This window comes from Actinoplanes sp. NPDC089786, assembly GCF_040684855.1.
GTDB lineage: Bacteria > Actinomycetota > Actinomycetes > Mycobacteriales > Micromonosporaceae > Actinoplanes.
On record NZ_JBFBGU010000008.1, the window covers coordinates 279,507 to 297,513 of the forward strand.

16 protein-coding genes are annotated in these 18,007 nt (G+C 71.6%); 6 read left to right on the forward strand and 10 right to left on the reverse strand.

The genetic code is table 11. The features are described 5' to 3' along the window. The first annotated feature begins 20 nt into the window (after positions 1-20). On the forward strand, positions 21-626 hold the full coding sequence (locus AB0O15_RS24755; protein WP_364322601.1) for a flavodoxin family protein: 606 nt from the start codon (positions 21-23) through the stop codon (positions 624-626). Here the strand turns inward: AB0O15_RS24755 and AB0O15_RS24760 are convergent. After that, on the reverse strand, positions 598-1,332 hold the full coding sequence (locus AB0O15_RS24760) for a TetR/AcrR family transcriptional regulator (protein ID WP_364322602.1): 735 nt from the start codon (positions 1,330-1,332) through the stop codon (positions 598-600). The two genes, AB0O15_RS24755 and AB0O15_RS24760, sit on opposite strands and share 29 nt — an antisense overlap. Before the next feature lie 51 nt (positions 1,333-1,383). Here AB0O15_RS24760 and AB0O15_RS24765 point away from each other — a divergent pair, with 51 nt between their 5' ends. Next, positions 1,384-3,045 carry an MFS transporter gene (locus AB0O15_RS24765; RefSeq protein WP_364322603.1) on the forward strand — a complete coding sequence of 554 codons (1,662 nt, stop codon included), beginning with the start codon at positions 1,384-1,386 and terminating at the stop codon, positions 3,043-3,045. Here the strand turns inward: AB0O15_RS24765 and AB0O15_RS24770 are convergent. The 5 genes from AB0O15_RS24770 to AB0O15_RS24790 all read right to left on the reverse strand — a co-directional run bounded on the left by AB0O15_RS24770 (position 2,959) and on the right by AB0O15_RS24790 (position 6,810). Next, positions 2,959-3,327 (reverse strand): hypothetical protein, encoded by a 369-nt coding sequence (locus tag AB0O15_RS24770; protein ID WP_364322604.1) that lies wholly within the window; start codon positions 3,325-3,327, stop codon positions 2,959-2,961. The two genes, AB0O15_RS24765 and AB0O15_RS24770, sit on opposite strands and share 87 nt — an antisense overlap. Positions 3,328-3,391: 64 nt before the next feature. Next, a complete protein-coding gene (locus tag AB0O15_RS24775; protein WP_364322605.1) occupies positions 3,392-3,829 on the reverse strand; it encodes a rhodanese-like domain-containing protein in 438 nt (145 codons plus the stop codon). After that, on the reverse strand, positions 3,826-4,296 hold the full coding sequence (locus AB0O15_RS24780) for a cysteine dioxygenase family protein (protein WP_364322607.1): 471 nt from the start codon (positions 4,294-4,296) through the stop codon (positions 3,826-3,828). Before AB0O15_RS24780 ends, AB0O15_RS24775 begins: the two co-directional genes overlap by 4 nt. 140 nt (positions 4,297-4,436) lie before the next feature. Continuing rightward, the gene (locus tag AB0O15_RS24785) at positions 4,437-5,771 is read right to left on the reverse strand and encodes a serine/threonine-protein kinase (RefSeq protein ID WP_364322609.1); all 1,335 of its coding nucleotides are present in this window, start codon (positions 5,769-5,771) and stop codon (positions 4,437-4,439) included. 40 nt (positions 5,772-5,811) lie between these two features. After that, positions 5,812-6,810, reverse strand: a complete 999-nt coding sequence (locus tag AB0O15_RS24790) for a magnesium transporter CorA family protein (protein WP_364322612.1) — start codon at positions 6,808-6,810, stop codon at positions 5,812-5,814. A gap of 357 nt (positions 6,811-7,167) precedes the next feature. On the opposite strand from AB0O15_RS24790, the gene AB0O15_RS24795 reads away from it, so the two are divergent. The 3 genes from AB0O15_RS24795 to AB0O15_RS24805 all read left to right on the forward strand — a co-directional run bounded on the left by AB0O15_RS24795 (position 7,168) and on the right by AB0O15_RS24805 (position 9,608). Continuing rightward, entirely contained in the window at positions 7,168-8,196 is a 1,029-nt protein-coding gene (locus AB0O15_RS24795; protein WP_364322614.1) for a neprosin family prolyl endopeptidase, read from the forward strand. Between the two features lie 186 nt (positions 8,197-8,382). After that, positions 8,383-8,892, forward strand: coding sequence for a sigma-70 family RNA polymerase sigma factor (locus AB0O15_RS24800; protein ID WP_364322616.1), 510 nt, complete (start codon positions 8,383-8,385; stop codon positions 8,890-8,892). Beyond that, positions 8,889-9,608 carry a zf-HC2 domain-containing protein gene (locus AB0O15_RS24805; protein ID WP_364322618.1) on the forward strand — a complete coding sequence of 240 codons (720 nt, stop codon included), beginning with the start codon at positions 8,889-8,891 and terminating at the stop codon, positions 9,606-9,608. Before AB0O15_RS24800 ends, AB0O15_RS24805 begins: the two co-directional genes overlap by 4 nt. Positions 9,609-9,618: 10 nt before the next feature. Here AB0O15_RS24805 and AB0O15_RS24810 read toward each other — a convergent pair whose 3' ends face one another. Then, positions 9,619-12,930: a BTAD domain-containing putative transcriptional regulator gene (locus AB0O15_RS24810; RefSeq protein ID WP_364322620.1), complete on the reverse strand. Its 3,312-nt coding sequence runs from the start codon at positions 12,928-12,930 to the stop codon at positions 9,619-9,621. Between the two features lie 73 nt (positions 12,931-13,003). Beyond that, positions 13,004-16,300 (reverse strand): BTAD domain-containing putative transcriptional regulator, encoded by a 3,297-nt coding sequence (locus AB0O15_RS24815; RefSeq protein ID WP_364322622.1) that lies wholly within the window; start codon positions 16,298-16,300, stop codon positions 13,004-13,006. A gap of 189 nt (positions 16,301-16,489) precedes the next feature. Between AB0O15_RS24815 and AB0O15_RS24820 the strand changes: the two genes are divergently transcribed. Then, positions 16,490-17,092: a response regulator transcription factor gene (locus AB0O15_RS24820; RefSeq protein ID WP_364322678.1), complete on the forward strand. Its 603-nt coding sequence runs from the start codon at positions 16,490-16,492 to the stop codon at positions 17,090-17,092. 37 nt (positions 17,093-17,129) lie between these two features. Here the strand turns inward: AB0O15_RS24820 and AB0O15_RS24825 are convergent, their stop codons facing one another. Together AB0O15_RS24825 and AB0O15_RS24830 are read right to left on the reverse strand one after the other, a co-directional pair. Continuing rightward, on the reverse strand, positions 17,130-17,729 hold the full coding sequence (locus AB0O15_RS24825; protein WP_364322624.1) for a hypothetical protein: 600 nt from the start codon (positions 17,727-17,729) through the stop codon (positions 17,130-17,132). Then, positions 17,726-17,956 (reverse strand): hypothetical protein, encoded by a 231-nt coding sequence (locus tag AB0O15_RS24830; protein ID WP_364322626.1) that lies wholly within the window; start codon positions 17,954-17,956, stop codon positions 17,726-17,728. The genes AB0O15_RS24825 and AB0O15_RS24830 overlap by 4 nt, the downstream gene beginning before the upstream one ends. Positions 17,957-18,007: the final 51 nt, after the last annotated feature.

Genomic DNA, 18,007 nt, shown 5'->3' on the forward strand with positions numbered 1-18,007 from the left:
CACCGGAAAGGTTCTTCCTCATGCGGGCCCTGGTCATCAACTGCACGCTCAAGCCGTCGCCTCAGCCGTCGAACACCGAGGCCCTCGCGCGCGTGGTGGCCGAGGCGATGGAGAAGGACGGCGTGACCGTGGAGTGGGTGCGGGCGGTCGACCACGACATCAAGCCCGGCGTCGAGAACGACATGGGCCCGGGCGACGCCTGGCCCGCCATCCGCGAGAAGGTGCTGGCCAGCGAGATCCTGGTGATCGCCAGCCCGACCTGGGTGGGCAAGCCCTCGTCGGTGGCCCAGCGGGTGATCGAGCGGATGGACGCGCTGATCACCGAGACCGACGACAGCGGTCGCCCGGTCGCCTACAACCGCGTCGCCGGCGTGGTGAACACCGGCAACGAGGACGGCGCCCACCACGTGATCGGCGAGATCGCGGGCGCGCTCGGCGACATCGGCTACACCATTCCCGGGCAGTCCTGGACCTACTGGCACCTGGGCCCGGGCGCCGGACCGGACTACCTCGACGAGCAGCGTGGCCACGACTGGGCCGACAAGACCGGCCGGGCCATGGCCCAGAACCTGGTCACCGTGGCGCGGGCCCTGGCCGCTACTCCGATGCAGGCGCCGCCGGAATGAGCCGGGCCAGCCCGTCGACCAGCATGTCGAGCCCGAACTCGAACCGCTGACGCCCGTCGCCGCTGGTCAGCGCCTCGCCGTGGGCGCGCAGGTGGGGATAGTGGGACGCCGGCAGGGACTCGTAGTAGTCGCGCAACTGGCCGGTGAACTCGACGAAGTACTCGTGCACCCGCTCCGGTGAGTCGCCGAAGCGCTGGAGGTAGAGCGAGTTCTCGTAGGCGTCGGCGACGATGTACAGAAAGATCCGGTCGAGCGCCCAGCCGGCCTTCGTCGGGTCCATCCCGGCACCCAGCAGCAGGCCGAACATCGCGTCGGAGACCCGCATCGCGTGCGGCCCGGTCGGAATCTGCGCCATCGCGGCCTTGGCCACGTCGCCGTGGCGCACCATCGCCTCGTACCCGGACCGGGCCAGTTCCTTGATCTGTTCCTGCCAGCGGGCCGGGTCGGGCGCCGGGATCGGGATGTCCCGGCAGATCTCGTCGAACATCAGCTGATAGAGCTCGTCCTTGTTGGCCACGTGGGCGTAGAGGCTGGACGCGCCGGTGTCGAACTCGGCGGCCACCCGGCGCATGCTCACCGCGTCGAGCCCCTCGGCGGCGACGATGCGCAGCGCGGCCCGAACGATCTGGTCACGGGTCAGCGGCGGGCGGGCGGCGCGGGCCCGCGTGGGGGAGGGCTGGCGCCACGGCGGCAGGGGGATGTCCATCATCGAACAATGTACTTGACGCGAACAGTGTTCGGCCGTAGAACGGTGTTCGTGACGACGAACAGTGTTCTGGACAAGACCGAAACTCCGTATCGATGGCGCTGGGCCGCCTTGTTCGTGATCCTCGCGGTCGAGGTCATGGACCTCTTGGACGCCCTGGTCACGTCGATCGCCGGGCCGGTGATCAGGGCGGAGATCGGCGGGTCGTACTCGCTGATCCAGTGGCTCGGCGCCGCGTACACCCTGGCCATGGCCATCGGCCTGCTGACCGGCGGCCGGCTCGGCGACATCTTCGGCCGCCGCCGGATGTTCCTGATCGGCGCGGCCGGCTTCACCCTCGCCTCGATGCTCTGCGCGGTGTCGTGGAGCCCGAGCATGCTGATCGGCGCCCGCGCCGTGCAGGGCCTGTTCGGCGCGCTCATGCTGCCTCAGGGCCTCGGCATGATCCGGCAGATGTTCTCGCCGGCCGAGCAGGCCAAGGCCTTCGGCGCGTTCGGGCCGGTGATGGGCCTCGGCGCGGTGGGCGGCCCGATCCTGGCCGGCTGGCTGGTCGACGCCGACTACTTCGGGGCCGGCTGGCGGATGATCTTCTTCATCAACCTCCCGCTGGGCCTCTTCGCGATCATCGGCGCACTCAAGTTCCTGCCCGAGTTCAAGTCCGAGCGGCCGCTGCGGCTCGACCTGGCCGGCGTGGTCCTCGCCGCGATCGGCGGCTTCCTGCTGCTCTTCCCGCTGGTTCAGGGCCGCGAGCTGGACTGGCCGGTCTGGATCTTCGTGATGCTGGCCGCCGGCCTGGTGGTGTTCGGGCTGTTCGGCGCCTACGAGAACCGGCGCGACAAGCGTGGCCTCGACCCGCTGGTCACCCCGAGCCTGTTCGGCAAGCGGGCGTTCACCGGCGGCCTGGCGGTCGGCATGGTGTTCTTCGGGGCGCTGATCGGCGTCGGCCTGATCTTCACGCTCTACCTGCAGGTCGGGCTCGGCTACTCGCCGATCAAGGCCGGTTTGACCACGCTGCCGCAGGCGGTGGGCATGATCGCCGGCTTCATCGCGGCCGGGTCGGGGCTGACCGAGCGGCTGGGCCGGCGGCTGCTGATGCTCGGCATCGCCGTGATGCTGGTGGGGACCGGCGTGGTGGCCGCCACCGTGGCGCTGTCCGGCGCCGACCTCGAACCGTGGCACCTGATCGCCGGCCTGCTCCCGCTCGGCGTCGGCATGGGCCTGGCCATGGCGCCGTTCTTCAACATCGTGCTGGCCGGCGTGGACGACGAGGAGACCGGTTCGGCCTCCGGCGCGCTCACCTCGGTGCAGCAGCTGGGCGGCGCGTTCGGCATCGCGCTGCTCGGCACGGTCTTCTTCGGCCTGCTGCCCGGGTCGGTCACCTCGCACGTCGACCAGTCGCCGGCCAAGCTGACCGCGGTGCTGGCCGAGGCGGGCGTGCCCGCCGGTCAGCAGGCGGGCGTCGCGGCCGGGATCCGTGCGTGCCTGCACGACCGGGTCGCCGAGGACGACCCGGACGTGCAGCCCGCGTCCTGCCGGGCCGCCCCCGCGGGCCCGACCGGTGACCGGGTCGGCGAGTACGCGCAGGGTGTCGTCAAGGACGCCTTCCGCGACTCGGCCGTGCGCAGCCTAGGCGTGGCGTTCCTGATGATCCTGGTCGCCTTCGCCGCCGCGTTCCTGCTGCCCCGGCAGGCCCGCCCCGACGCCGGCCATTGACAGCACCCGGTGTGGCCGGTCCGCGTCGCCGTCCGGCGGTGGCGCGGACCGGTCGGCCTGGAGCCGGAGCGACGAGCTCCGCATCAGCCGCCAGGCCATCAGGGCGGCGGCCACCACGCCCAGTCCACAGTGCACGAACAGCACGCCGATCAGGCCCGGGCCGCCCCAGTCGTGCAGATAGGTCGAGGGGTCGCCGAAGTCGATCGTGAACGGCTCGACCACGGCGCGAGCGACGAAGTAGACCCCGGCGAGCCAGAGGAGAGCGCTACCGATTCGCTTCATGCCGACAAACCTAGGGCCGCCCGGCCGCGCGAGGGGTGGTGCTAACCCCACCAGATCCCCTGACTTATCCCCTAGTACCAACGGTAGGCAGGCCCGCCGCCTTCCAGGCGGCGAAGCCGCCGGCCAGGTCGGCCGCCCGGTGCAGGCCCAGGTCCTGGAGTGAGGCGGCGGCCAGGGAACTGGTGTAACCCTCCTGGCAGGTGATGATCACCTCGAGGTCGTAGCGGGTGGCGAAGCCCAGCCGGGCGTCGCTCCGGGGGTCGAGGCGCCACTCCAGCACGTTGCGTTCGATGATCAGGGCGCCCGGGATCTCGCCGTTCAGGGCCCGCTGGGCCGCCGGGCGGATGTCGATCAGGACGGCGCCCCGCTCGACGGCGACGAAGGTCTCCCGGGGGTCCAGCCGGCGGATGCGGGTGCGGGCGGCGGCGAGCAGGTCGTCGATGCCGGTCGAGCCCGGCGGCGGCGCGACGAAGCTGGGCGCGGTACGGAGGACGGCGGTCACCACTGCGCTCCCGCCCGCTCGACGGTCTCCACGGCCAGGCCACCCTCGGCGATCCGGTAGCGGGTCATGGTGGTCAGCGCCGGACCGTACGCGTGGATGCTGATCGCCGGGCGGTTCGACCGGTTGGTGATCCGGTGGATGTGCCGGGTGCCGAACCGGCGACCGGCGCCTTCGCCCAGCTCTCGGGCGGCGATCCGGGGCGGGCCGTCCTCGCCGGCCACGGTGTCCTCGGTGAGCGTTCCGGCGTAGACGTGGAAGGCGCCGGCCGAACCGCCGTGGTCGTGCAGGTCGGTGCCCTGGCCGGGCAGCCAGGTGAGCAGCCAGACCTCGTGGTCGTCGGCGACGTTGAGGCGCTGGTACCAGCGTTCACCCGGGGTGAACCGCGGCGCGACCGGCCAGCTCGACGGGTCGTCGGCGTATTGCCGGGCGATGGCGAGGTGGTCGAGGCGAAGGTCGATGGCGGTCACGGGAGCTCCTCCGTTTGCATATATTGCCTATCAGTTCTATAGGTTTACCGCGATACGGCGACCAAGCGTGCGCAGACACGCGGATCCGCCGGTGCGAAATCCGGTCGCGCAAGGGGGAAATGTGGGAGAGAAGGCGCTGGTCAGCGCGGACAGCGCGCGCTGGCGCACCGCGCCAGGTCGATCGCCAGGCGGGCGGTGAGAAGGAGGCCCTGCCGATTCATGCGACCATGGTCATCGGCCACGAGGTGACGGGTCAATGCCGGTACCACCATGTGGGAGCGGGGTGAAGCTCGCCACGATCTGGTCCATGAGGTGGTCGTACGGGTTGGCCGGGTGGGTTCCAGAGCAAGATCGGGCCGTACGCGCAACGAGCGCCGGCTCCCCGGATCGCGGAAACAGGCCGCCCGGCCGTCGGACGCGCGGGTCCAGCCCGGCGGCAGGGCCAGGCGGAAGCCGAGCGGATCGTCGAACCCGGCCCAGCCGGCCGGCCGATACCCCGGCGCGTCCGGGCCGTCATCGACGTACGAGCCGGCCACGGACACCTCGTCGCAGAGGTCGGCGGCGGGCGGGGAGGCGGACGGGCGTACCGATGGAGGGGTCACGGCCTCGCGGGCCAGGGCCGTCCCGGCGGTTCCGGCCAGCACCACCGCGGCCAGCGCGACGCTGATCTTCGTACTGCGGGCCAGCCGTCGTCCGGCCTTCCGGGCCGGCACCGGGAAGACGCCCATCGTCCGGTCGGCCACCCGCCGCAGCAACGGCTCCAGCCGGTCCGCGGTCAGCCGGGCGCCCGGGGCCGGCACCAGCAGCTTCGCGATGACCGGGGTCAGCGGCCCGGGCCTCGCCGGCGGATCCGGCAGCTGGGTGAGGACCGCGTGCAGCGAGGCGAGCGCGGTGTCCCGGGCGTACGGCGACCGGCCCTCGACCGCCGCGTGCAGCGTCACGCCCAGCGACCACAGGTCGGCCGCCGGCCCGGACCGCTCGCCGCGGATGCGCTCCGGCGCCAGGTACTGCGGCGACCCGATCGCCGGGTCGGGCCCGGCCTGGTCCACCGTGGCCTGGCCGAAGTCGGTGAGCACCACCCGGCCGTCGTCGGCGAGCAGCACGTTGTGCGGCTTGACGTCACCGTGCAGCACGCCGGCGGTGTGCGCGGCGCGCAGCGCGTCGAGGACGCCGAGCCCGATCCGGGCCGCCTCGCGATGGGTGACCGGGGCGGCGTGCTGGAGCGAGCGCGACGGCACGTACTCCATCACGATCCAGCAGTCGCCGGGCGAGTCGATCACGTCGAAGACCTGGACCACGTTCGGATGGTCGAGGCGCGCGGCCGCCCGTGCCTCCCGGATGACCTCGTCCTGGTAGAGCGACTTGATCGCCACCTGCCGGTCGAGCAGCTCGTCGTGGGCCAGGAAGACGCGGCCCATCCCGCCCGCGCCGATCAGATCGAGCAGGCGGTAGCGGCCGTTGACCAGGTCGTCCACACGCCTGATTCGGAGCCGCGGGGCCGGCGGATGGGTCGGCTCACCACCAGCCGCGCCGTTTGGCCCAGGTCAGCAGCAACACCGACATGATCACCATGACGGCCAGGACGCCGATCAGCGCGCTGACGTGGGTGCGGTCGTTGACGATGATGTTCATGCCGTAGATCGAGGAGAGCGCCGTGATGGGCAGGGTGACCACGGCGATCACGGCCAGCCGCTCGGCCGCGATGGTCATCTTGGTCTCGGCCCGCGCCCGGTAGAACTCGATCACGCCCTGCAGGTACTCGCGCTCGCCGTCGGCCAGGCCGCGGATCCGGTTGAGCTGGTCCACCACGTCGTTGACCAGCGGAAGGTCGACCTCGGCGTGGGGGAGGCGGTTGCCCAGGGTGGCCAACCGGCCGTACACCTCGGCGCCGAGCGCGCCCATCGTGCGGGCCGCGAGCAGGCCGTGCCGGGCCTGGAAGAGCTCCTCCAGGAACTCCTCGGGATTGCCCATGTGCCCGCCGGTGACCCGCTGCTCCAGCATCCACACGTCCCGGGTGAGATCCTCGATGAACTGCTCCAGGCGGTGGGTCAGGGCGCTGACGATCGCGTACGAGAGCTCGATCGGCGTCCGGGGCCGCAGCCGGCCCGACTCGATCCGCCGCCGGACTGCGCTCGTCTCGCGCAAAGCGACGTCTGGGTCGACAGCGGGATTGATCGGGCCGTGCACGGTGACCACATACTTTTCACCGATGATCTGGTCCAATTCGATGTAATGGACATGTCCGGAAGGACCACGTTCGGGACCATGCAGGATCAGCAATTGTTGATGCTGATAGATCCGTACCCGGGGCACCCGATTGCGCTGCAGGCAATCGCGGACAGCAAGGGGATGCAACTCGAGAACATCGGTGAGCAGAGCGACGGCCTCGTCACTGCACTCTGGAATGTCCACCCAGATCAGGACTTCTTCCCGCATAAGGAGCGCCGCCACGTCGGCGATCGAGTGCTCCTCGGCCCCGTCCGCGGTGAGAGCGAGTACGCGCACGCCGGACATGGATCTCACGCTAGACCCGAAAGAGCCACCCTGCAGTTTGCCTCTTTCTGAACGGTCGCTGAAGTCGGCGTTCAGCGACGACACCGACACGCTCCGTCGACCGCAATGGTCGTGCCATCACCTGATCGGTCCACACGACCGACCGTCAAGGCGGAAAAGCAGCTCAGAGCGCGACTGCGCAATTGAGGAAGCTATATGGTGGCGTCGCCGCTCAAGAGCCGGTGCCGGAGGTCCCTCGCACACTCAGCCTCCGATCCCCCGATGAACGAGGACGGACACGTGTCGATTCCCCGCCGCGGTTTATTGGCCGCCGGCCTAGCCGCTGCCGTAGCCGGATCCGTTGGTGTCCTCTCGATCGTGAACGCCAACGCGGACGAGGTGCCCGCGGCCGCCGCCGCGCAATCGTCCGCTCCCGCCGCGGCCGCCGATGACGGCCTACGCCAGCCGCCGCCGCTGTTGCCGTGGGGGGAGAAGCCGTCGCCGGTGAAGAAGGGTGCGCCCGGCGCCACCAGCAACTCGCTCGCCGCGACCGGCGCCGACATCGCGCCGGCCGGCGCCAAGGCGTCGACCCTCCCGGTGCCGGAGTTCGGTCCCAAGGGCTTCACCAACAAGAAGCGCACGCTGCGGCACGGCCGTACGACGGTCGCTCCCGCGCCGCCGGTCGTCGGCGCGCTGCGCGAGGCGGAGCCCAAGAAGGCGAAGGACGTCAAGTACCACTACGCCTCCGGCTGGCAGTACGCGGAGACCGACGGCACCTCGGCCAACGTGCTGATCAGCAAGCCGTACCTCGCCGAGGGCGACTACCACACTCTGGCCGAGATGACCGTGCAGTCCGCCGACGGCATGCAGAAGGTCGAGGTCGGCTGGGTGGTCAGCCGGAACGTCAACGGCGACGTCGACCCGCACCTGTTCGTCTACCACTGGGTGGACGACAAGGAGACCTGCTGGAACTCGTGCGGGTGGACGCAGATCAGCAAGGACGTGGTCCCCGGCGACACGCTGCCGACCGGCGTCTACAAGAAGTTCGGCATCCAGCAGTTCGACGACGCCTGGTGGATCGCGTACGACTCGGTGTGGATCGGGTACTTCGACAACAAGCTGTGGAAGGACCGGTACACCAAGGGCGGACTGGTCCAGTGGTTCGGTGAGGTCGCCTCGTCCAAGTACGAGCCCTGCACCGACATGGGCAACGGCACCCTGGCCGGCAAGGACACGGCGAACCGGTTCAACAGCCTCTCGCTGATCAACGGGCCGAAGGTGGCGTACACGCTCGAGTCGAAGAGCCCGCACCCGGACCCGGATCCCGACCCCAAGAAGCCGCCGGTGTACCCGACCGACTTCTACAGCGATCGCACCTTCAAGTTCGGCGGTCCGGGCGACTGCTGACGACTACCTGAGCGGTGTCCGTCCCAAGACGATGCCCGGTCCCCGGCGAGGGGGGACCGGGCATCTCCCTGTAGGTGTCTCGACCGCGTGTCCGCACCCGGGTCGAACCGAACCCAGCTTCACGGTGTACAAGAAGGTGGCCGGACCGCACACCGAGGAGAGACCAGGCGGGCGATGAAGAGACGGGTGAGTCCCGACGAGGAGCTGATGACCGCGCTCTACACGGAGCATTACGCGGTGCTTCTCAGCTTCATCTCGCGCTATGTGCGGGACCGGCACAAGGCCGAAGACCTGGTGCAGGAGACCCTGCTGCGCGCCTGGAAACACATCGACCACCTGGACACCGACCCGGGACGGACCCGCTCCTACCTGCTGACCATCGCCCGTAACGTGGTCACCAACGCCTGGCGGGCCGAGCAGCGCCGCCCCCACCTGGTCGCCGACGAGGCCGCGGTGAACGCGGTGCCCTCGGCCGACAACGTCGACCAGCTGGTCGAGGGCTGGCTGGTGGCCGAGGCGCTGGAGCGGTTGTCGGACGAGCATCAGGCCGTGGTCCGCGCCATGTACTACGAGGGGAAGAGCGTGGCCGACGCCGCCCGCAAGCTCGCCGTTCCCGAGGGAACGGTCAAGTCGCGGGCCTACTACGCCGTCCGGGCTCTGCGTACCGCGTTCGAGGAGATGGGGGTGCTGCGATGAGCACGAGCGATCACGACGAGCTGCGCCGCCTCCTCGGCGGCTACCTCCTCGGCGGCCTGGACGAGGCGGACACCGACCGTCTGGACGCCCACCTGCGCGACTGTGACGACTGCCGCGGCGAGCTCGACATCCTGGCGCCGGTGCCCGAGCTGTTGCAGCGGCTGCCCGAGACGGTCCGGGCCAACGGCGGCACCGAGGCGGCCGGGCCGGCGCTGGCCATCGGCACCCGGCCCAGCCCGGAACGCATCGAGGGCCTGCTCCGCCGGATGCGCGCCGAGAAGTCCCGCACCCAGCGGCTGGCCCGGGTCCGCTGGCTGGCCGCCGCGGCCGTGGTGCTGGTCGCGGTGGCGGTCGGCTTCGGCGTGATCACCGCCGACCGCGGCCAGCGACAGCCGCAGGTGCTGCCCAGCCCCGAGCTGGTCACCGCCCAGTTCGAGTCGGAGGCGGGCAGCGGCCTCTCCGGCGAGGCCGTGCTCACCCCGAAGACCTGGGGCGTCTCGGTGTCGCTGGACGTGTCCCGGCTCGAGGGCGAGGGCCCGTTCATCTGCCAGATCCGCAACTACGGCGGGCAGGTCGAGCAGGCCGCCGTCTGGGGGCCGACGCCCAGCGGCAGCGCCAAGGTGATCGGAGCCAGCTCGATCCAGCTGCCCAACGTCAGCGCGGTCGCGATCGCCGACCGGCAGGGACACGTGCTGGGCACCGCCCACCTCAAATAGGGCCCGGCCCTCACACTCCCTTGACCCGGCGCAGGTCCCAGGCGGCGCCCAGGGTGCGGTAGATGTCGGCGGCGGCCGGGTCGCCGGCCTCCTCCAGCGCCGCGCCCAGCTCCGGGAGCCGGCCGACCGCGCGGTAGTGCTCGGCGGCCTGCCGGGCGTGCTCCGGGTTGCCGGTGCGCAGCGTGCGGATCCGGGCCGCCGCCGCGAACGCCCGCGCCGGCACGGTCTCGGCCGCCGCCTCGTCGGCGCAGGTCGACGCCGCGGTCGCGGCCACCTCCTCGTTGCCGACCGAGCGGGCCAGCCGGACGATGTCGGGCAGCCACTGGTGGCGGAGCATCAGCGGGGCGTACGTCGGCTCCCACAGCGGCGCGAGCACGGCCAGCGCGTCCTCCGGCCGGCCCTCCTGCACCAGGGTCAGCGACCGGGCCATCAGCAGGAAGTCGCAGGCCTCCCGCTCGGCGATGGTGGCCGGCAGTTGCGCCTCGGCCGCCTCCAGGTGGGCCTTGGCGGTGGCCGGGTCGCCCCGCCGACCGGCGATCAGCGCGGCCACACCGTGCAGCAGCATGGCCACCGCCGGTGGCTCCCGGGTGCCATGAAACGTTATGGCCGGATCGGTGTCGGTGACCTCGCTGATCTCGGTCAGCGCCTCGTCCCACCGGCCCTGCCAGTAGTACTGCACGGCCGCCGCCACCTGGAGGCTGGCCGGGAGGCCGTACCGCCGGGCCACGTCGGCGCCGGAGCGGATGGTCTCGCCCGCCTCGTCCAGCCGGTCCAGGTTCTGCAGCGAGAACACCCGGTTGTCCATCAGGTCGTAGAGCAGGGCGGCGTCCTCGTCACCGACCGTCTCGATGGCCTGGTCGACGTGGTTCAGGGCGGAGAGGTGGTCGCGGCGGATCGAGTCGATCAGCCAGCGGGTCTGCAGGGCGAAGGCCTTCTCGTACGCCGAGTCGGCCAGCTCGTGCATCTCCACCGCGCGGTGTTCGGCCTTGTCCAGGTCGTCGAGGCTGCCCCGGCTGAACTGGGCGCGCAGGATCCGATGCCGGGTCCGCCAGAGCTCGGGCACCTCGGGCCGTTCGAGGGCCTCGTTGAGCAGCCCGATCGCGCCGTGCTCGTCGCCGCGCCGGTACCGCATGGTGGCGAGCAGGTGGCGCATCTCCTCGCGGGCGGGCACCGCCGAGGCCAGGCCCAGCGCCTCGCGCGCCTCGGCCTCCGGGAACTCGTCCAGCCGGAACAGCAGCTTGGTCGTGGCCAGCAGCAGCGTCTCGCGTTGTTCCCGGGTCGGCACGTCGGTGGCCAGCACCTGGCGCAGCAGGTCGCCGGCGACCCGTGGCGCGGCCTTGATCAGCCGGGTCAGGTTGCCGGTCATCCAGCCGACCACCCAGGTGTCGACCACCAGCACCTCGGCGGCCAGTTGCTCGGCGATCCGGTTGACCGGGCTGCCCGCCCGGGCCAGCGCCTCGGCCGCGTGCCGCCGCAAGGTGGACCGAAGCGGGACCGGGATCGCGTCGTGCAGCGCCTGCCGGAGGAACGGATGCCGGAACGTCAGGAACTGTCCGGATTCGACGATGACGTGCGCGGCGGCGGCCTCGTCGAACGTACGCACCAGCAGCACCGGCGATCGGCCGGTCAGAGCGACCACGTCGGCCGCGGCGAACTCCATGCCGAGCAGCGCGGCCAGCCTCAGGACCTCCTGGGTGTCCGGGGACAGCGATTCCAGGGTGCGCCGGACCGCCCCGATCAGCGAGGCGGGCATCCGGTCGGCGACCGTGCCGTCGACCTCGGCGACGCCGTCGACCACCGTGACCGACCGCTGGCGCACCAGGTCGGCCGCCATCTCCCGGGTGTAGAGCGGGTTGCCGCCGGTCCGCGCGGCCAGGTACCGCAGTCCTTCGCCGGGCGCGCCGCCGACGATGTCGCCGATCAACGTCTCGACGTCGGGCGTGCTGAGCGGCTTCAGGTCGAGGATGTGCGCCTCGCGGCCGATCAGCGCCCGGCGGAGCTGGCCCAGCCGGGTGTCCGGCCGGGAAGCGGCCACGAGCAGCAGCGGCAACCGCCGGACGGCGCTGGCCAGCCGGCCCCAGACCAGCACGCTGGACTCGTCGGCCCAGTGCATGTCGTCCACGATCAGCAGCAGCGGCGCCCGCAGGCAGGCCTCCCGGATGAACCCGAGCAGGCCGGTGTCGCCCTCGCCCTGGAGCCGCTCGGCCGCCGCGGCCAGGCGCGGGTCGCTGGACGTGGTCTCGAGCCCGAGGGCCTCCATCAGCGCCTGGAACGGGACCCGCTGCCCGAGCTCTTCGGCGATGCCCCAGGCGACCTGGCAGCCGGCCGCGGTGGCCCGGGCGAACGCCGAGGTGAGCAGCTCGGACTTGCCGATGCCGGCCTCGCCCTCGAGCCAGACCGCGTTGCCCCGGCCCTGAGCCAGGTCGTCGACCAGGCCGCTGAGCAGCTCCAGTTCGTCGCGGCGCCCGATGAACGGGACGCCGGAACGGGCCCGGGTGACATGCGCGGGCACGATCCGCAGCCGCGGGATCGGTTCCGGGACGGGCGGTGGCGGCGGCGCGACGACCGGCGGCGCGACCTCGGCGATCTCACCGGCGAGCAGGTCGCGTTGCACCTTCCGCAGCGCCGTTCCGGGCTCGATGCCCAGCTCGGCGATCAGGACACCGCGCGCGGTCTGATAAACCTCGAGAGCTTCGGCGGTACGCCCGGAGCTCGCCAGCGCGCGCATCAGCAACTCGTACAGAACCTCGTGCAGCGGATGATCGCGGACCAGGCCCTGCAGCTCGGTCACCACCTCGCCACCGCGGCCCAGCTCCAGCACGGTCCGGGCGCGCTGCTCCAGCATGCCCAGCCGCATCTCGCCCAGCCGTCGCCGTTCCTGTTCCACATACGGTCCGGTGACACCCGCGTACGGCTCACCGCGCCACAGCGCGAGCCCGGCGTCCAGGGCGGCGATCGCCCCCGCGCGATCCCCCTCGCGCAGCCGGCGATGGGCCTCGCTCCGGCCCTGTGTCAGTTTTTCGACATCGACCGACGACGCGGTCAATTGATAACCGCCCGCGACCGTGGAAAGACGCTCCGCAGCCGGACCCAGAACGCGCCGCAACCCGGACACGTAGGTGTGCAGGCTGCCTCCCGCGCTGGCCGGTGCGCTGTCCCCCCAGACCGCGTCGACCAGCTCGTCGCGGGTCATCGCCCGTCCGACCTGCGAAACCAGTACGGCGAAGACAGCACGCTGGCGGGAGGGGCCGAGGACCACGTCCGCGCCGTCGACAACCGCGCGTAATTGGCCTAACACCTCCGCGTGCAATTCACCGCTCATCCGCCCCCCTCGACGTCTGTGCGTTTCTTCCCGTGGCCCCCCGCCCACTCGAATGATGCCCTGAAACTAAAAGTCAGGCCCCCTTCAGCCGCCGGAGATCCCAGGCGGCGCCGAGCGAACGATAGATCTCGGCGGCGGCCGGATCGCCCGCCTCCTCCAGGGCCGCGGCCAGCTCGGGAACCCGCCCGACCGAACGGTAGTGCTCGGCCGCCTGCCGAGCGTGTTCCGGGTTGCCGGTGCGCAGCGTGCGGATCCGGGCCGCGGCGGTGAAGGCCCGGGCCGGCACGGTCTCGGCCGCCGCCTCGTCCGCGCAGGTCGCCGCCGCGCTGGTGGCCACCTCGTCGTCGCCGACCACACCGGCCAGCCGGACGATGTCGGGCAGCCACTGGTGACGCAGCATCATCGGCGCGTAGGTGGACTCCCAGAGCGGCTTCACCACGGCCAGCGCCTCCTCGGGCCGGCCCTCCCGCTCGAGCATCAGCGACCGGGCCATCAGCAGGAAGTCACAGGCCTCCCGCTCGGAGGCGGTCGTCGGCAGCTGGGCGTCGGCGGCGTCCAGGTGGGCCTGGGCGGTGGCCCACTCGCCACGCCGGCCGGCGATCAGGGCGGCCACCCCGTGCAGCAGCATGGCGACCGCCGGCAGTTCCCGGGTGCCGTGGAAGGTCATGCCCGGATCGGTGCTGGTGACCGCGTTGATCTCGGTCAGCGCCTCGTCCCAGCGGCCCTGCCAGTAGAACTGCACCGCCGACGCCACCTGGAGGGTGGCCGGCAGGCCGTGGCGCCGGGCCACGTCGGCGCCGGAGCGGATGGTCTCGCCGGCCTCCTTGAGCCGGTCCAGGTTCTGCAGCGAGAACACCCGGTTGTCCATCAGGTCGTAGAGCAGGGCGGCGTCCTGCTCGCCGAGCGTCTCGATGGCCGTGTCGATGTGGTGCAGGGCGGCCAGGTGATCGCGGCGGATCGAATCGACCAGCCAGCGGGTCTGCAGGGCGAAGGCCGCCTCGTACGCGGAATCGGCCAGCTCGAACGTCTCGATCGCCTGATGTTCGGCCTTGTCCAGGTCACCGAGGTCACCACGGCTGAACTGGGCCCGCAGGACCTGATGCCGGGTCCGCCAGATTTCCGGCGCGTCGGGCTGTTCCAGCGCCTCGTTGAGCATGGTGATGGCGCTGTGCTTGTCGCCGCGCCGGTATCGCATGGCCGCGAGCAGCTGACGCATCTCGGCCCGGTCGGCCGGATCGGTCGCGACGCTCAACGCCTCGCGCCCCTCGGTCTCCGGGAACTCGTCCAGCCGGAACAGCAGCTTGGTCGTCGCCACGAGCAGCAGCTCGCGCTGGTCGCGGGCCGGCACGTCGGTGGCCAGCACCTGGCGGAGCAGGTCGGCGACCATGCGCGGGGCCTGCTCGATGAGCCGGGTCAGGTTGCCGATGATCCAGCGAACCACCCAGGTGTCGATCACCATGGGCTCGGCCGCGAGCTGCTCGGCGATCCGGTTGACCGGGCTGCCCGCCTGGGCCAGCGCCTCGGCCGCGTGCCGGCGCAAGGTGGCCCGGAGCGGGAACGGGATGGCGTCGTGCAGCGCCTGGCGCAGGAAGGGGTGGCGGAAGGTCAGGAACCGGCCGGACTCGACGATCACGTGCGCGGCGACGGCCTCGTCGAACGTACGCACCAGCAGCACCGGCGACCGGCCGGTCAGCGCCACCACGTCGGCCGCGGCGAACTCCATGCCCAGCAACGCCGCCAGCCGGAGCACCTCCTGGGTGTCCGGGGACAGCGACTCCAGGGTGCGCCGGACCGCGCCGATCAGCGAGGCCGGCATCTTGTCCACCACCGACTCGGCGACCTCGGCGACGCCGTCGATCACCGTGACCGACCGCTGCCGGACCAGGTCGGCCGCCATCTCCCGGGTGTAGAGCGGGTTGCCGCCGGCGCGGGCGGCCAGCGACCGCAGTCCTTCGCCGGGCGCGCCACCGACGATGCCACCGATCAGCGTCTCGACCTCGGGCGTGCTCAGCGGCTCGAGGTCGAGCATGTGCGCCTCGCGGCCGATCAGCGCCCGGCGGAGCTGACCGAGCCGGGTGTCCGGCCGGGTCGCGGCCACCAGCAGCAGCGGCAGGCGCCGCACGGCGCCGGCCAGCCGCCCCCAGGCCAGCACGCTGGACTCGTCGGCCCAGTGCATGTCGTCCACGATCAGCAGCAGCGGCGCCTGGAGACAGGCCTCCCGCACGAAGGCGAGCAGGCCGGTGTCGCCCTCGCCCTGCACCCGCTCGGCCACCGCGGCCAGCCGTGGGTCGCTGGACGTGCTCTCCAGGCCGAGAGCTTCCATCAAGACCTGGTACGGCACCCGCTGGCCCAGTTCGTCGGCCACACTCCAGGCGACCTGGCAGCCGGCCGCCGTGGTCCGGGCGAACGCGGCGGCGAGCAGCTCGGACTTGCCGATGCCGGCCTCGCCCTCCAGCCAGACCGCGTTGCCCCGCCCCTGGGCCAGGTCGTCGACCAGGCCGCTGAGCAGGCTGAGTTCGTCGTGGCGCCCGACGAACGGGACGCCGGAGCGGGCCCGGGTGACGTGTGCGGGCGCGATCTGGAGCCGGGGGAGTGGCTCGGGGCGGGCCGCCGGGGGCGGCGCGGTCTCGGTGGCGTCGCCGGCCAGCAGGTCTTTCTGGAGTTTGCGCAGGGTGGCGCCGGGCTCGATGCCCAGTTCGGCGATCAGCGTGTCGCGCGCGGTCTGATAAACCTCGAGAGCGTCGGCGGTACGCCCGGAGGTGGCCAGCGCGCGCATCAACAGCTCGTAGAGCGCTTCGTGCAGCGGATGATCGCGGACCAGGCCCTGCAGCTCGGTCACCACCTCACCGCCGCGGCCCAGCTCCAGCGCGGCGCGGGCGCGCTGTTCCAGCATGCTCAGGCGCATCTCGGCGAGCCGCTGTCGTTCCTGTTCCACGTACGGTCCGGAAACGTCCGCGTACGGCTCGCCGCGCCAAAGCGCGATTCCCTGGTCGAGCGCCGCTATGGCGCCGGGCAGATCGCCCTGCTGGAACCGCCGGCCGGCCTCGCCCCGGCAATGTGTCAGTTTTTCGACATCGACCGACGACGCCGTCAATTGATAACCGCCGGCAACCGTGGAAAGACGCTCCGCAGCCGAACCCAAAACGCGCCGCAACCCGGACACATAAGTGTGCAGGCTGCCTCCCGCGCTGGCCGGTGCGCTGTCCCCCCAGACCGCGTCGACCAGCTCGTCGCGGGTCATCGCCCGTCCGACCTGCGAAACCAGTACGGCGAAGACAGCACGCTGGCGGGAGGGGCCGAGGGCCACGTCGGCGCCGTCGACAACTGCGCGTAATTGGCCTAACACCTCCGCGTGCAATTCTCCGCTCATCCGCCCCCCTCGACGCCACCCCGTTTCGGCCCCCCGGCCCGGACATTGTCGTCCATCTCTACAAGCACTGTTCTCCGGGTCCCACCAGACGGTTGTTGATCCGGATGGAGGAAGTGTGAAGAATCCCTGGAGCCCCCCTCCCCAGACTGAGAAGTGTCGATTGGTCGTGAGGAGAGAGACCCCGTGAAGATCGTCTTGCAGGCGCAGGATCCACTGAGTCACGCCGGATTGGCCGGGTTGATCGAGAAGGACCCCGGTGTGGAGATCGTGGAGGACTGGGCCGCGTCGGACGTCGCCGTGGTGGCGGCCGACCGGCTGCGCCACGATGTGGTGTCCAGCCTGCGCCGCGCGGCCGAGGCCACCGGGAAGCCGGTGGTGCTGGTGGTCAGCGAGCTCAACGAGGGTGAGCTGCTGACCGCCGTCGAGTGCCGGGTGGTGGCCGTGCTGCCCCGGTCGGCGCTGACCGAGGACCGGCTGCGCCACTGCATCCGTACCGCCGTGGCCGGCGGCGGGGTGATCCCGCCCAGCCTGGTCGGCGAGCTGCTCAAGCACGTGGACCGGCTTCAGCGCGAGGTGCTCGCCCCGAACGGGCTGAACGCCTCGGGCCTGACCGCCCGGGAGATCGACGTGCTCCGGCTGCTGGCCGACGGCAAGGAGACCCCGGAGATCGCGGCCGAGCTCTGCTACTCGGAGCGGACCGTGAAGAACGTGCTCTACGGCGTGACGCACCGGCTCAACCTGAAGAGCCGCTCGCACGCCGTGGCCTACGCGATGCGGGCCGGGGTCTTCTAGGACCCGGTCGCGCCGGCCACCTTCCGCGTCGCGGCGGTCAGAGGAAGCGGAAGGTGGTCGTCACCGCGTCGAACAGGTCGTGCATCTCGGCCGCCAGCGGCAGCGCGGGGCTGCTGCCGGTGACCAGCGCGACGCGGGCCGGTCCGGCGCCCGGGAACGGCACGAAGGTCTGCAGCAGGGCGGTCCGCACCCAGCCGGCGCCGTCCGGCATCGGCACGTCCTCGACACCCCGGGTCCGGGTGACCCGGCCGATGTGCGGCAGTTCGACGTCCTCGACGACCCGCCACGGCTTGTCCGCCCCGCGTTCCGGGATGGCGCGCAGGTGCTTGCCGACCGCGGCCACCTCGCCCGGCGCGGCCACCACCGACACCGTCACTGTGGCGGTGAGCAGCGCGGCGTCGAAGCCCTCGGCCAGCACCCCGCAGTAGACCGCACCATGCGAATGGGCGGTCCGGGCGGCGGCGCGCAGGGCGTGGGTCAGCGCGAGGCGGTGCGGTTCGAGCGCGGGCACCTCGGTCACCCGGTCGCGCACCAGGCTGGTGATCGAGCCGTTCCGGGTCTGCGGGTGCAGGTCGACCTCGTACCAGCTCGGCGGCACCGAGAGGGCGAAACCGGTGGGCGCGACGGCGCCCGTCATCCCGCCGCCCCGGACCGGCGTAGCGCCCGGTCGGCCAGGTCGCCCAGCGTCTTGCAGTTCTCCTGAACCTGGACGCGGCCGTCGGCCCAGCCGGACTCGAACTGCCGGATGGCGCCGTCGACGGCCGGATCGCCGATCGTGCCGGTGATCCACTCCGGGGCGGTCCACATCGCCGCCGACACGTCCTGAAGGGCGCGGCTCAGCCCTTCGACCTCCGAGTGATCCACACGAGCACTGTGCCAAAGCCCCCGCGACGGTCATGGCCGATCGGGATGAAC

Bases quoted from the DNA above. Each gene is read 5' to 3' on its own strand.
- AB0O15_RS24815 (WP_364322622.1), bottom strand. From the start codon at position 16,300: ATGAGCGGAGAATTGCACGCGGAGGTGTTAGGCCAATTACGCGCAGTT.
- AB0O15_RS24805 (WP_364322618.1), top strand. From the start codon at position 8,889: ATGAGCACGAGCGATCACGACGAGCTGCGCCGCCTCCTCGGCGGCTAC.
- AB0O15_RS24790 (WP_364322612.1), bottom strand. From the start codon at position 6,810: ATGTCCGGCGTGCGCGTACTCGCTCTCACCGCGGACGGGGCCGAGGAG.
- AB0O15_RS24760 (WP_364322602.1), bottom strand. From the start codon at position 1,332: ATGGACATCCCCCTGCCGCCGTGGCGCCAGCCCTCCCCCACGCGGGCC.
- AB0O15_RS24755 (WP_364322601.1), top strand. From the start codon at position 21: ATGCGGGCCCTGGTCATCAACTGCACGCTCAAGCCGTCGCCTCAGCCG.
- AB0O15_RS24825 (WP_364322624.1), bottom strand. From the start codon at position 17,729: ATGACGGGCGCCGTCGCGCCCACCGGTTTCGCCCTCTCGGTGCCGCCG.
- AB0O15_RS24810 (WP_364322620.1), bottom strand. From the start codon at position 12,930: ATGAGCGGTGAATTGCACGCGGAGGTGTTAGGCCAATTACGCGCGGTT.
- AB0O15_RS24770 (WP_364322604.1), bottom strand. From the start codon at position 3,327: ATGAAGCGAATCGGTAGCGCTCTCCTCTGGCTCGCCGGGGTCTACTTC.